Below are 13,786 nucleotides of genomic sequence, written 5' to 3'. Positions count from 1 at the left end.
GGCGGCTGATAGGTTGCATGGCAATCAAGCGGAGTCGGTTCGATGGACGTGATCACGGATGCTGCCTATCTGTTTCGCCGGTCGCGCGACGAGACGCGCAAAGCCGACGAAGCCCGTGAACGCGGCGATGCGGTGTGCGTGATTGCTGCGCACAATGAACTGGCGCTGCGCTACAAGGTTCGCGCCCTGTCGCTGTCCAGCGGCGCGGTCCCCTGCATCGACGCGACCGGGCGGCGATCGGCCTAATCCTTTGTGCCCTGCAGGCTGATGCGGCCGGGTTTCAGCCCCGGTGCGCTGACCTGCAGCGTGATTGCGCCCGGCTTGCCGGTGCCGCGCAGGAAGGCGACCGCCTTGCCGCCCACCGCCGCGCGCTGTGGCGCGGCAAAGGCGGTGTGATCGGTGACGCTGCCATTGTCGAAGGCGACGACGCGGCCCGGCCCCGATACCGTCGCGTTCAGCAGCGGCGTGGCGCCGGGCACCAGCACGCCTCTGGCATCCACCACCTCGGCCCGCACCGCGACGACATCGTCGAAGCCGCCGCCGACCGCCTTGGCCTCCGGCACCAGCCGGATCGCGGCCGGCGCACCGGCGCTGCGCAGCATGTCTTCTGCCACCTTCGCGCCGCCGCGATAGCCGACCGCGCGCAGTTCGCCCGGCGCATAGTCGACGTCCCATGTGATCGCGCTGTCGTCCGCGTTGCGCGGCTTGCGGCCCAGTGACTTGCCGTTGAGGAACAGCTCGACCGCGTCGCTATTGCTGTAGACCTCGACCTTTTCCTTGTGCGCGGCGCGATTGTCGGGCGACCAGTCGGCCAGCGCGCCCGGCCCCTTGGGCTGGGGCAGGGCGATGCCGACCATGGTCGGCATTTCGCTGATGTCGATCACTTCGGTCACGCGCCGGGCCAGCTTCACGACCGGCTTGTCCGACCACCAGCTCGCCCGTTCCCAGCCGATCGGCTTCACCCCGTCGACCCGGTCGACCAGCCCCGACGGGTTGCTGATCGCCGGCCAGCCCGCCCGGTCCGCCTCGCCCAGATAATCGACGCCGGTCCACAGGAACATGCCGGCATAGGCCGGGTCGTCCCGCACCACGAGCCAGCTTGACCGGTTCTTGCTGTTTTCGGTGCCGATGATCTTGCGGCTGGGCTTGTCGGCATGGGCCTTGGCCAGTTCATTCTCGCGATAATTCTGGCCCACCACGTCCAGCAGGTCGGCGGTGCCATTGTCATAATCATGGGTGGTATTGGGGCGGAACAGCGCCATCGTCACCGGCCGGGTCGGATCCTCGGCATGGAAGATGTCCTGCAAGCGGGTGATGATCGACTGCGCCACCAGCGGATAGGGCGTGTCGTGAATCTCGTTGCCGATCGACCAGATCACGATGCTGGGATGATTGCGATCGCGCCGCACGAAATCGCGCGCGTCGATCGACGACCAGTCGGTGAAATAGAGATGATAATCCTGCGGGTTCTTCGCCACCGTCCACATGTCGAAGCCCTCGTTCATGACGATCAGGCCGAGCCGGTCGCACAGGTCGAGAAATTCGGGCGAGAAGGGATGATGGGCGGTGCGCACCGCATTGACGCCCAGCGCCATCAGCCCCTTGAGCCGCCGCTCATAGACGGCCAGCGGCACCGCCATGCCGAACGGCCCGCCATCGGCATGGATCGCCACGCCCTTCAGCTTGATGTTGCGGCCATTGAGCCAGAAGCCGCTCGCCGCCTCGAACCGGGCGTCGCGAATGCCGAAGGGGACGCGCTCCTCATAGAGCAGACGCCCGTCGGTCGCGCGGACGCGCAGCAGCGCCTGGTGCATCGCCGGGTCGCCAATGTCCCAGCGGCGCGGATCGACGATCGTACCGCTGACATCCATCTGGGTCGCGCGGCCGGCGGGCAGGCTGATGGTCTGGCCGGTGAAGGTTGCGATGCTGCGGCCGTCCGGCCCCTCGATCACCGCCTCCAGCCGCGCCTCGACCGGGGCACTGCCCTGGTTCATCACGCTGCTGCCGATGGTCAGGTCCGCGCTCGTCGCGTCCAGCTTTGCGACCCGCACCGTGCTGCCCCATGTTTCGGCATGGACATCGCCCAGGGTGAGGATGCGGACATGGCGGTAGATGCCGCCGCCCGCATACCAGCGCGAGGCCGGCTGGGCGGAGGTGTCGGCGCGTACCGCCAGCACATTCTCCTGTCCGGCGGGTTTCAGATGCTGGGTGATCTCGTAGCGGAAGCTGGCATAGCCGCTCGGCCGATGGCCGACATGCTGGCCGTTGATCCACACGCCCGACCGCTCCATCACGCCGTCGAACTCGATGAAGACGCGTTGTCCCGTGCTGGCGGGCGGCAGGGTGAAATGCTTGCGATACCAGGCGACACCGGTGGGCAGGAAGCCGCCCGATCCGGTCGCTGGCGCATGTTCGTCGAACGGCCCGGCGATCGCCCAGTCATGCGGCAGGTCGACCGGCTGCCAGCCTGCATCGGCAAAGCCGGGCTGTTCTGCGGTCGCGACATCGCCCTGATGGAAGCGCCAGCCTGCATCGAAATTCTGCGCGCCGGTCGGCTGGGCCAGAGTGGGGGCGGGCAGGGCGATCAATAGCGCCAGCGCCAGGCCGGCGGCACTCCGCCCGATCATCCTGCGCATCCGTGCGGTCCGTTCCGTCGCCATATCGGCCCCCTCTCCAGAATATGTCCACTATGTGGCGCTATGGCGCCCTATGTGGGCATATGGCTACAGGAGTGGCGGGCCGATGCCAAGCGGCTTTGCTGGCCTTGCGGGGCGGGCGGCGACGCGACAGGCAAATCTCCTACGAAGTTCACAGTGTCGTGCGCGGATTCGGGCGAAATGCGCCGCAAACGCCGCCATGACGCGCCTGCCACGCGACAGCGACGCGTCGGTTGGGTCATGATGCGGGTCGTCCCGACGCGTCGCCGACGCGACAGTTGGGCGACAGGGAAGCGACAGATTGGCGCCGCTGATGCACGTGAACGCGGGGAGGCATGGAGGAGGCGGACCATCCCACAGGATAGATCAGAGAAAGGCCGAGTAGGAAAGCGGGTGGCCGAGAGCGTCCCGCCTGACATCGGTGCCGGTGCGGGCTGAGGGCCATGCTTGCAGGCAAGCTGCGAATTTATTGGGACAATTGCATGTCCAGGCCAAGCAAGCTGGCAAGCTTGAAAGTGGCGAACAGCAGGCCGACGAGCAAGAGTGCCAGGATCGCGCTTATCTTGCCAACGGCGGTCAGGACATCACCTTTCCGTGCCTTCCTGTCCTGATCATAATGCCATTTGACGGCAAAGAACATGCCGGTGCCGAGGACCGCAACCTTGAATATTATGAATATGACAGGGAAGGAATCCATCACCCAAATTATTCCGGTGTAATTCTTGAAGCTATTGATTTGTTTTATGTCGCTGGAGCGGTGGCGAACATTGGACATAATGCCCGCCCTCGATCGATGCCAAGGCCGCTCTCAGCGTTAGATCTGACCTGCTGGTGGAGGCGCGCATTCGCCCCTTCAGCGCACCTTGAAACTATATGTGCCGCTGACCGGCTGATGATCATTGCCCATCACCGTCCATTGAAGATCATAGCTGCCGGTCGGCAGGGCGCGGGGCAGGGTGATGACCAGGCCCTTGCCGTCGGCGGCCGCGGCAGTGGTGAAACCCTTGATCGGCATTGGCGGATGATCGGCCATGCCCGGCATGCCGGTCATGGTGAGGGTGATGCTGCTATGGTCGGCCTGCAGCGCCTCGGAAAAGCCCAGGGTCAGCCGGGTCGGCTTGGCGACGCTCGCATTGGCGGCGGGATTGGCGGCAACGAGCTGCGGCCTGGCGAAGGCGGCGCCGGGCAGGGCGGTGAGGGCAAAGGCTGCGGCGATCAGGGGCAGGCGAGGCATGGATGTCTCCGGAAAAATGCGCGTCTTGCAGGGGAATACGCATTGTCCTGTCGCATCCCTCACCCCTCACGCTATTTTGTGCGAGGGATGGGCCGGCCGGATGCGTATCGTCAGGCAGGACATGAAGGACGGGACGATGGACGATCTGGATGACATGCTGGCCGGACTGCGCGACGCGCCGGCGACGGCGCGCTTCGACGGGCTGGAGGCGGCGGTGATGCAGGGGCTGGACCGCCGCCGCGAACGCAGCGTCGCGCGGCGCAGCCTGATGCTGGCCGGCGTGATGGCGATCGGCATCGGCTGGATCGGCAGCACCTTGCCCGCGCAGCCGGCGCAGGCCGCTCCCGGCCCGCTGCTGATCGGCATGTCCGACTATGCGCCCTCGCGCCTGCTGGAGCGATAGGCATGGGCAAACGCTATTGGCTGGTGGCGCTGGTCGCCTTTGCCGCGGCGCTGGCCGCCGTGCTGGTCGCGCGCACCTGGCTCGCACCCGCGCCGCCGGTGGAGAATGAGGTTCATGCCCTGCTCCATGATCGGCTGACGCTGGACGCCGGCCAGAAGCAGCGCATCGCCGATCTGGAAGTCGCCTTCGCGCAGCGCAAGGCGGCGCTCGACGCGGAAATGCGCGCCGACAATCAGCGGTTGGCCGCCGCGATCGCCGCCGAACATGGCTATGGCCCGCGCGTGGCCCAGGCGGTCGACCGGTCGCACCAGGCGATGGGCGAATTGCAGAAGGAAACATTGAAGCACATCTTCGCGATGCGCGGCGTGCTACGCCCCGATCAGGCCGCGCTGTTCGACGCCGCCGTCGTCAAGGCGCTGACCCAGCCTGCCGGGTGATAGCCGACGATCCCGATGATGCCAGTCTGGCGGCGCAGGCGCTGGCCGGGCGGCAGGCGGCCTATGGCGCGCTGATGCGGCGGCACCGCGATGCCGTCTATCGGCTGGCGCGCGGCCATGTCGGCGATGCCGACGCGGCAATGGACATCGTGCAGGAAAGCTTCGTCGCCGCCTTCGCCTCGCTGGCCCGCTATGACGGACGCCGGCCCTTTCGCGGCTGGATCGCGCGGATCACGATCAACAAATGCCATGACTGGGCGCGCCGCCGCGCCGTCCGCCGCTTCTTCAGCTTCGCCCGGCCGATCGAGGACGCCGCCCATGTCGCGGACGCCGCGTCCGATCCCGAGCAGGCGGCCCAGTCCCGCGCCGGCGTCGCCCGGATCGAGGCGGCGGTGGCGGCGCTGCCGGTGGCGCTGCGCGAGGTGGTGCTGCTGCGCGGGATCGAGGGCATGAGCCAGGCCGAGGTCGCGCAGATATTGGGCGTCACCGAAAAGGCGGTGGAAACCCGCCTTTACCGTGCCCGCCGGCAATTGCAGGAGATGTTGAGGGAAAGCGACGGCGCGCGCGTATAGAGCAGCATGACCGATCTGCCGTCCCTCCCTCTCGACCGCCGCAGCCTGATCCGGGGGGGCGCCGCCCTTGCACTGGCGCAGGCCTTCCCCGGCTGGGCCGCCACCGGCACGCAGGACGCGGCGCAGGGCGCGCTGTCGGGCGAGACGATCGCGCTCAGCATCGGCGACGGGCATTTTGCGACCGGCGGCCGATCCGCCCATGCGATCAGCGTCAATGGCGGCACGCCCGCGCCGCTCATCCGCCTGCGCGAGGGGCAGTATGTCAACATCGCCGTCACCAACCGGCTGAAGGAGGATAGCTCGATCCACTGGCACGGGCTGATCCTGCCCTTCCAGATGGACGGCGTACCGGGCATCAGCTTCCCCGGTATCATGCCCGGCGAAACCTTCATTTATCGCTTCCCGGTGCGGCAGGCGGGCACCTACTGGTATCATAGCCATTCGGGCATGCAGGAGGCGATGGGCCTTTACGGGCCGATCATCATCGATCCCGCCGGTCCCGATCCGGTGGCCTATGACCGGGAGCATGTGATCCTGCTCGCCGACTGGAGCCCGGTTCATCCGCACAGGCTGCTGCAGCGGCTCAAGCAGATGGGCGGCTATTATAACATGCAGCGCCAGACGCTGGCCGGGTTGCTGGCGGGGAAGGATCAGGGCCTCAAGGACCGGATCGACTGGGGCGCGATGCGCATGGACCCGACCGATATTTCCGACGTTACCGGCGCCACCTACAGCTATCTGGTGAACGGCATGGGCACGGCCGAAAACTGGACCGGCCTGTTCGCGCCGGGCGAGAGGGTGCGGCTGCGCATCATCAACGCGTCGGCGATGACCAATTTCAATGTTCGCCTGCCCGGCCTGCCGATGACCGTCGTCCAGTGCGACGGGCAGGATGTCCAGCCGGTCGAGACCGACGAGTTCCAGATCGGCATTGCCGAAACCTATGACGTGATCGTCCAGCCCGGCGAGGCGAAGCCCTATGCCCTGATTGCCGAGGCGATCGACCGGTCGGGCCTGGTCCGCGCCACCTTGGCGCCGCAGCTCGGCATGGTCGCGCCCGTGCCGGCCCGGCGCGCCCGGCCGCTGCTGGGCATGAAGGACATGGGCATGGACATGGGCGGCATGGATATGGGCCACGGCGGGGTGATCGACCTCAGCCAGCCTGCCAATGACGCCATGAGCGGCCACGCCATGAAGATGCGCGACAAGTCGGTCGCGCCGGGCGTGAAAATGGGGCCGGGCGTCGCCACCCTGTCGCCGATGCCGGCCGATCGCACCGCTGACAGGCCGACGGGGCTGGAGCATGTCGACCATCGCGTGCTGACCTATGCCGATCTGCGGTCGCTGACGCCGAACACGGACCTGCGCCCGCCGACCCGGTCGCTCGACATTCATCTGACCGCGAACATGGAACGATATATGTGGTCGTTCGACGGGGTGAAGCTGTCGGAAGGGGCGGAGCCGATCGCCTTCCGCCATATGGAACGGGTGCGCGTGACCCTGATCAACGACACGATGATGCCCCATCCCATCCATCTGCACGGCCATTTCTTCGAACTGGTGACCGGTGAGGCGACGCATAATCCGCGCAAGCATACGGTGAATGTGCTGCCCGGCGGCAAGCTGAGTTTCGACCTCACCGCCGATGCGCTGGGCGACTGGGCATTCCACTGCCATATGCTGATGCACATGCATGCCGGGATGATGCGGGTGGTGACCGTCCGCCACGGGGAGGGCGCGGCATGAGAATGATCGCGCTCCTGCTGCTCGCCGCCGCTGCGCCGGTTCAGGCCCAGACTGTCGATCACAGCCAGATGGATCATGGGGCGATGGGGCATGCCCAAAATCCAATGGCGCCGGCTGCCGACGCCGCCATCCCGCAGGGCACGGCCCCGCCAGCGCCGACCGATCATGCCGCCGACGCGCTCTATGATCCCGCCGCCATGGCCCGCGCCCGCGCGGCGATGATCGCGGAAGGCGGCGGCATGACCTATTCGCAATGGATGCTCGATCGGCTGGAATATCGCGCCGGCAAGGGCGCGGATGGCTATGCCTGGGAGGGCGAGGGCTGGATCGGCGGCGACATCAACCGTTTCGCCGTCAAGAGCGAGGGCGAGGGAGCGTTCGGCGGATCGCTCGAACGGGCCGAGGTGCAGGCGCTCTACAGCCGGGCGATCGACCCCTGGTTCAACCTGCAGGCGGGCGTGCGGCACGATTTCGGCGAAGGGCCGGACCGCAGCTATGCGGTGATCGGCATCGATGGCCTGGCACCCTACTGGTTCGAAGTCGGGGCCGAAGCCTTCCTGTCGACCAGGGGCGACGCCCATCTGCGGCTGGAGGCGAGCTATGACCAGCGTATCACCCAGCGACTGATCCTGCAGCCCGCCGCCGAGTTCAACCTGGCGGCGCAGGCCGTGCCCGAACTGGGGATCGGCGCCGGCCCGTCCGACATCGAGCTGGGGCTGCGGCTGCGCTACGAGATTGCCCGCGAATTCGCGCCCTATGTCGGCGTCAATTGGGAACGCAAGCTGGGCGATACCGCTGATTATGCCCGTGCCGCAGGCGACAAGCCGTCGGCCACCAGCCTGGTGATCGGCCTGCGCGCCTGGTTCTGAGAGGCGCTTGCAGCCCGCCTGATATTCGATTATCGATCCCGCCGATCCCGCGCCGCAGGGCCTGGGATCATGATCGCGCCGGTGTCCCGAAAGGGGCTTAATAGGGAATGCGGTGCGGACGGGTGACTGTCCAAATCCGCAGCTGTCCCTGCAACTGTAAGCGGTGAGCGCGATGTACATGTGCGGACGGCAGAATGACCGATCCGCCAGCCACTGGGCCGGACGCTAAATCCTGCGAGGCCTGGGAAGGCCGTGCATCAAGCGATGACCCGTGAGCCAGGAGACCTGCCGGCGTCTGGTCGCTCTTGCCTTGGTCCAGGGGATGGCCGCGGCACGGTAACTTCCGTCTGAGCGACGAACGAGCGGCTGGGGCCGCTGCGACGACGCGCGTCGGTTGCCCTTGGGCGCCCGGCCGGCGCGTGTGTCGGACGTTCGCGCGCGTGCCGCTCGTGAAGGTTGCCCCCGCCCGTCGAACGCGGCGCCGGATGGGGGAATAAATGAAGTCGATTATCGTTTCGCGGGCCGCCTTGGCCCTTTCGCTCGCCTTTGCATCGCCGGCTCTGGCCGATGAAGGAGAGGGCGACAGCATCGTCGTCACCGGCACCAGCCTGGAAGAGACGCTGCCGCAGCAGCTGTCGCGCTATGGCCATGCGATCGAGATCGTCACCGACACGCAGATCCGCGATGCCGCCGCGATCGATACCGCCCGTGCGCTCGAAGCGGTGCCGGGCCTGTTCATCCGGTCGCAGTCCGGGCCGTTCAGCTATGTCGACATCGCGCTGCAGGGATCGCGCACCAAGGATGTGCTGTGGACGATGGACGGCATTCGCCTCAACAACCGCCTCTATGGCGGCACGTCTCCCAACGACACCATGGCCGCCAGCATGATCGAGCGGATCGAGGTGCTGAAAGGCGGCGAAAGCCTGTTCTACGGCACGCAGGCGGCGGCCGGCGTCATCAATGTCGTCACCCGCGATTTCAGCGACGATCTGGGTGGCCAGGTCAATGCCAGCCTCGACAGCTTTGCCGGCACCAGCCTCGACGGCTATGTGCGCGGCGCGATCGGCCAGCACCGCTTCGTGGTCTGGGCCAATCGCAGCCAGTCGGACGGCTATCGCCCCTATGACGTGATGCAGCCCAGCGCCACCGATCGCGCGCGCGGCTATGATCTCTGGTCGGCGGGCATCAAATATCAATATGATATCGCGCCGGACCTGCGCCTGAACGCGCTCTACCAGCACACCAAGGCCGATCTCGACAATATCAGCGCGACGCGGACCAAGGAGAGCCGCAATGACCGCAATGAGGAAGTGGCCAGCCTGCGCCTCGACTATACCGGCGAGGATGGCGTGCAATTCTTCCTCAAGGGCTATTTCCACGACTGGAAGACCGCCTATGTCCAGATCCGCAATCCCGTGCCCGCCGGCCCGCCGCAGGTCATCTACCCGGCCGGCACCTTCTGGGGCTATCAGGATTATGGTGGCAGCGCGGTGGTGCAGCTCAACATGCTGCGCGGCATCGACACGCTGATCGGCTATGATTTCCAGAGCTTCAACGGCCGCGACGACGTTCTGCTGATCGCACCGACCGACGAACAGGTCCATGCCGGCATCTTCCAGCTGCGCACCAATGATGATCTGTCGAGCAAGGGACGGATCGCCGCGGGCCTGCGCTACAATAAGGCGAAGGGATCGGAAAAGACGATCTGGAACGTCTCGGGCCGTTATGATGTCAGCGACGCGCTGTTCGTGGAGGCCAATGGCGGCACCTCCTTCGTGCTGCCCGACGCCTCGCAACTTTATGGCAATGATCCCTGTTGCGAGGTCGGCAACCCGAATTTGAAGCCCGAGGAGAGCCTGAACCTCAACGCCGCGCTGGGCGGCGCGCTGGCCGGCGGAGCGATCCGGTGGAAGGCGACCTATTTCAACCGGCGCATCACCGACCTGATCGACACGACCTATGATGATCCCGCCTTTCCGGAAGGCACCTATATCAACGTCAGCGACAAGGTGCGGGCCAGGGGTGCCGAGCTGGAGCTGAACGCCGACCTGACCGGCGGCTGGGGCCTGTCGGCCAGCTACACCTATTCGCGTGTTCGCAATCAGGGCAGTTCGGTGCAGCGGGATCGCAATCCGGAACAATATGGCCGCGCCGCGATCGTCTATGCGCCGCAGACCGGCCGCTTTGGCGCCAATCTGTCGGCCAATTGGGTGGGCGAAGTCTGGTCGACCGCGTCGGGCTTTGGCCGGATGAACTATGGCAATTATGCCGTGGTCGATGCGGGCGCGCATCTGTGGCTGGACCAGGCGCGGCGCAACCGGTTCGGCGTCAATGTCGAGAATCTGTTCGACCGCGACTATGCCTCCACCGGCTATCGCTCGGCGGTCAGCGACGCAGGGGTATTGGACGGCAGCAACAGCCGCTTCCTCTATTTCTACCGGGGCGTGCCGCGCACGCTGCGGGTCAGCTATGGCCTGAGCTTCTGACCATGTTGCGGCCGGTCCTGCTGCTGCATCGCTGGCTGGGCATCATCATCGGCGCCGTCATGACGCTGTGGTGCCTGTCCGGCTTCGTGATGCTCTATGTCGACTATCCGCGCCTGACACCGGCCGCGCAGCTTGGGGGGCTTACGCCCCTCAAGCTGTCGGCAGGGCAGGCAGGGATGTTGCCCGACGCCATGATGCTGTCCGCCGCGCGGATCGAGATGATGGCGGGGCGACCTGTGCTGCGGGTGACGCCGGCGCTCGATCCGACGCGCACCATTCCGCAGATGCGGGTCTCCGCCGGCACCCATGACTGGGCGACGGGGAAACCGGTCGAGCAGGTCGATCCGCAAAATATCCACAGGATCGCGCGCGAATTCGGCCGCAACAGCGCCATTGCCGGCCCGGTCGGGCAGGTCGCGCAGACGGAGATGGACCAGTGGACGGTCCAGACCTTCCGCCGCAATGCGCCGCTCTACCGCGCCGATTATGCCGATGCGGCCGGGACGCAGGCCTATGTCTCGGGCAGGAGCGGGGAGGTGGTGCAGCTGACCACCCGCTTCCAGCGCTTCTGGGGCTGGCTCGGCGCGGTGCCGCACTGGCTCTATCCCACCATCCTGCGACAGGATGGCGCGTTGTGGAGCCAGGTCGTCATCTGGACCTCGCTGATCGGCTGTTTCCTGACCATCACTGGCCTGTGGGTCGGCATTGCCCGGCTGCGCCGCCGTCGCGATGGCAGCATCGGATCGCCCTATCGGGGCCTGTGGTGGTGGCATCATATGGTCGGGCTGTTCTTCGGCATAGTGACGCTGACCTGGGTGGCGAGCGGGCTGCTGTCGATGAACCCCTGGGGGCTGCTGGACAGCGAGGCGATGATGACGGAGCGCCAGCGGCTGAACGGTGACTTCGCCTGGGGCGATGCGCGCCGGGCGATCGCGGCGCTGCCCACCTTGCCGACGGGTGTCGTCCGGCTGGAGGCAGTGCCCTTTGCCGGTGCCGTCCATCTGGTGGCGATCGATCGCGCGGGCAAGGCGCAACGCTTCGACGCTGCTGGCCGGCCTGCTTCCCTCTCCGAAGCGGCTTTGCGTGCCGCACTCCATGATGGTCCGGCGATCGCCTCGCTCGACCTGCTGCGCCAGGAGGATGCCTATTATTATGGCTACAAGGCCAGCGTCGCCCTGCCGGTGTGGCGTGTCATCCTGGCCGATGACCAGGCGACACGCCTCTATGTCGATCCCGCGTCGGGCCGCCTGATCCGCGCCTTCGACCGCAATGGCCGCGCCTTCCGCTGGTTGCAGGATGGGCTGCACCGGCTCGACTTCCCGCTGCTGCGCACCCGTCCCTGGTGGGATCTGATCGTCCTGCCGCTGCTCGCCATGGTCACGCTCGTTTGCGGGACGGGGACGTGGATGGGCCTTTCCAAGCTGCGGCGCGACCTGCGCCGCGTCCGCAATCGCCGTCGGCGCGCTCGCGCCCTTCCGCCCCTGATCGGAGAAATCGCATGACTGCCACCCCTTTGCAGGCGTCGCTTCGGCGACGCAGCGTGCCGCTGATCGCGGCGCTCGTCCTTGCCAATCTGACCGTCTGGGGCTGGGCCTTCGCCCTGTTCGGTGATCGCCCGGTGATGATGGGCACGGCCCTGCTCGCCTGGGGCCTTGGCCTGCGCCATGCGGTCGATGCCGATCATATCGCCGCGATCGACAATGTGACGCGCAAGCTGATGCAGGATGGGCAACGGCCGCTGACCGTGGGCCTTTGGTTCGCGATCGGCCATAGCGCGATCGTGCTGATCGCCGCGCTGGGCCTCGCCTATGCGGTCAGTGCGCTCGCCGGGCTGGAGCGGTTCCGCGCTGCCGGGGGCGTTGTGGCGACGCTGATCTCCGCCACCTTCCTGTTCGCCATCGCGATCATGAACCTCGTGATCCTGCGCCAGGTCTGGGCGACCTTCCGCCGGGTGCAGGCGGGCGGCACCTATGTCGAGGCGGATCTCGACATGCTGACCGGCGGGCGCGGGCCGCTGTCGCGCCTGTTCCGCCCGGTCTTCCGCCTGATCTCGCGCCCCTGGCAGATGGCGCCGCTCGGTTTCCTTTTTGGCCTCGGCTTCGACACCGCGACCGAAGTGGCGATCCTCGGCCTCTCCGCCGCGCAGGCGAGCGACGGCTTCGCGTTGGGGCCGGTGCTGGTGCTGCCCCTGCTGTTCGCGGCGGGCATGGCGCTGGTCGATACGGTCGACGGCATGCTGATGATGGGCGCCTATCAATGGGCGTTCGTGAAGCCGCTGCGCAAGCTCTACTACAACATCGTCATCACCGCCTTGTCGGCGGCGGTGGCGATCGGCATCGGCACGATCGAGACGCTGGCGCTGCTGGGCGAAAAGCTGGGGCTCTCCGGCGGCATCTGGGATGTCGCCGCGACGCTGGGCGAGCATTTCAACGATCTGGGCTTTGCGATCATCGGCCTGTTCATCGCCTGCTGGATCGCCAGCGCGCTCTTCTATCGCTGGAAGGGCTATGACGCGATCGAACTGGCCCCGGCGGGCGAGGTGCGGGCTTAGCCTATTCCGTTCGGGCTGAGCTTCGGTTTCGCCCAGCCCGAACGGCAGTTTTTACCCCTCGCGCGCGACCTGGAAGCCGGCGAAGGACTGGCTCACCGGCATCAGTTCCAGCGTGTTGATGTTGAGATGCGCGGGCTGGTTCGCGACCCAGAGCAGGGTGGCGGCGATGTCGTCCGCGGTCATCGGATTGGCATTGCCATAAAGAGTGTCGGACGCCTGCTGGCTGCCGGTGCGGACCAGCGTGAATTCGGTCTCCACCATGCCCGGCTCGATCGATGTGACGCGCACGCCGGTGCCGTGCAGGTCCGACCGCAGGCCGAGCGAGAATTGGCGCACGAACGCCTTGGTGCCGCCATAGACATTGCCGCCGGTGTAGGGATAGGTCGCCGCCACCGAACTCAGATTGATGATCCCGCCTTTGCGCGCGACCAGACCGGGCAACAGCTTGTGGGTGACGGTGACGAGGCCGGTGATGTTGGTCTCGATCATCTGCTGCCACTGGGCGAGGTCGGCCGACTGGGCCGGCGCAGTGCCGAGCGCCAGGCCGGCATTGTTGACCAGCATGTCGATCGCGCGGAAAGCTTCGGGCAGGCTGGCCAGCGCCGCATCGATTGCGGCTTCGTCGCGCATGTCGAACACCAGCGGGCAGAAGGCGTCACCGATTTCGGCGGCCAGCTTTTCCAGCCGATCGGCGCGACGGCCGGTGCCGATCACCTGCCAGCCATCGGCGGCAAAGGCGCGGACGGCGGCTTCGCCGATGCCGGCGGTCGCGCCGGTGATGAGGACGGTCTTGGTCATGGGGCGCTCCTGTCTTTTGTCGTCAACCCAATA

13 protein-coding genes and 1 riboswitch are annotated in these 13,786 nt (G+C 66.6%); of the genes, 9 read left to right on the top strand and 4 right to left on the bottom strand.

Annotated elements, in window-relative coordinates; genetic code table 11:
- Positions 1 to 42: 42 nt before the first annotated feature.
- On the top strand, positions 43 to 246 hold the full coding sequence (locus tag U0025_RS16515; RefSeq protein WP_004208544.1) for a hypothetical protein: 204 nt from the start codon (positions 43 to 45) through the stop codon (positions 244 to 246).
- Here U0025_RS16515 and U0025_RS16510 read toward each other — a convergent pair.
- From U0025_RS16510 to U0025_RS16500, 3 genes are all read right to left on the bottom strand, one after another.
- Complete coding sequence (locus U0025_RS16510; protein WP_004208543.1) at positions 243 to 2,660, bottom strand: glycoside hydrolase family 2 TIM barrel-domain containing protein; 2,418 nt, start codon at positions 2,658 to 2,660, stop codon at positions 243 to 245. The two genes, U0025_RS16515 and U0025_RS16510, sit on opposite strands and share 4 nt — an antisense overlap.
- A 463-nt stretch (positions 2,661 to 3,123) precedes the next feature.
- Complete coding sequence (locus tag U0025_RS16505) at positions 3,124 to 3,432, bottom strand: hypothetical protein (RefSeq protein ID WP_004208541.1); 309 nt, start codon at positions 3,430 to 3,432, stop codon at positions 3,124 to 3,126.
- 78 nt (positions 3,433 to 3,510) lie between these two features.
- Positions 3,511 to 3,891 (bottom strand): copper resistance protein CopC, encoded by a 381-nt coding sequence (locus U0025_RS16500; protein WP_004208540.1) that lies wholly within the window; start codon positions 3,889 to 3,891, stop codon positions 3,511 to 3,513.
- Positions 3,892 to 3,991: 100 nt separating this feature from the next.
- Here U0025_RS16500 and U0025_RS16495 point away from each other — a divergent pair, with 100 nt between their 5' ends.
- The 8 genes from U0025_RS16495 (at position 3,992) to U0025_RS16460 (ending at position 12,955) form a co-directional block, all read left to right on the top strand.
- Positions 3,992 to 4,294: a hypothetical protein gene (locus tag U0025_RS16495; RefSeq protein ID WP_004208537.1), complete on the top strand. Its 303-nt coding sequence runs from the start codon at positions 3,992 to 3,994 to the stop codon at positions 4,292 to 4,294.
- A 2-nt stretch (positions 4,295 to 4,296) separates the two neighbouring features.
- Entirely contained in the window at positions 4,297 to 4,731 is a 435-nt protein-coding gene (locus U0025_RS16490; RefSeq protein WP_004208536.1) for a periplasmic heavy metal sensor, read from the top strand.
- Positions 4,728 to 5,303 carry an RNA polymerase sigma factor gene (locus U0025_RS16485; RefSeq protein WP_004208535.1) on the top strand — a complete coding sequence of 192 codons (576 nt, stop codon included), beginning with the start codon at positions 4,728 to 4,730 and terminating at the stop codon, positions 5,301 to 5,303. The genes U0025_RS16490 and U0025_RS16485 overlap by 4 nt, the downstream gene beginning before the upstream one ends.
- A gap of 6 nt (positions 5,304 to 5,309) precedes the next feature.
- On the top strand, positions 5,310 to 7,049 hold the full coding sequence (locus U0025_RS16480; RefSeq protein WP_004208533.1) for a copper resistance system multicopper oxidase: 1,740 nt from the start codon (positions 5,310 to 5,312) through the stop codon (positions 7,047 to 7,049).
- Complete coding sequence (locus tag U0025_RS16475) at positions 7,046 to 7,918, top strand: copper resistance protein B (protein ID WP_004208532.1); 873 nt, start codon at positions 7,046 to 7,048, stop codon at positions 7,916 to 7,918. The genes U0025_RS16480 and U0025_RS16475 overlap by 4 nt, the downstream gene beginning before the upstream one ends.
- A 62-nt stretch (positions 7,919 to 7,980) precedes the next feature.
- Positions 7,981 to 8,225, top strand: a riboswitch (cobalamin riboswitch).
- A 190-nt stretch (positions 8,226 to 8,415) separates the two neighbouring features.
- Positions 8,416 to 10,404: a TonB-dependent receptor plug domain-containing protein gene (locus U0025_RS16470; protein WP_004208531.1), complete on the top strand. Its 1,989-nt coding sequence runs from the start codon at positions 8,416 to 8,418 to the stop codon at positions 10,402 to 10,404.
- A 2-nt stretch (positions 10,405 to 10,406) separates the two neighbouring features.
- A complete protein-coding gene (locus U0025_RS16465; RefSeq protein ID WP_004208530.1) occupies positions 10,407 to 11,906 on the top strand; it encodes a PepSY domain-containing protein in 1,500 nt (499 codons plus the stop codon).
- Entirely contained in the window at positions 11,903 to 12,955 is a 1,053-nt protein-coding gene (locus U0025_RS16460; RefSeq protein ID WP_004208529.1) for a HoxN/HupN/NixA family nickel/cobalt transporter, read from the top strand. The genes U0025_RS16465 and U0025_RS16460 overlap by 4 nt, the downstream gene beginning before the upstream one ends.
- Positions 12,956 to 13,006: 51 nt before the next feature.
- On the opposite strand, the gene U0025_RS16455 is transcribed toward U0025_RS16460, so the two are convergent.
- Positions 13,007 to 13,753: an SDR family NAD(P)-dependent oxidoreductase gene (locus tag U0025_RS16455; protein ID WP_004208528.1), complete on the bottom strand. Its 747-nt coding sequence runs from the start codon at positions 13,751 to 13,753 to the stop codon at positions 13,007 to 13,009.
- Positions 13,754 to 13,786 lie beyond the last annotated feature (33 nt).

It is taken from the genome of Sphingobium yanoikuyae (genome assembly GCF_034424525.1).
Taxonomy (GTDB): Bacteria; Pseudomonadota; Alphaproteobacteria; order Sphingomonadales; family Sphingomonadaceae; genus Sphingobium; species Sphingobium yanoikuyae.
The sequence above is the reverse complement of the archived record's forward strand: the minus strand, read 5'-3'. Positions and strand labels throughout refer to the sequence as shown.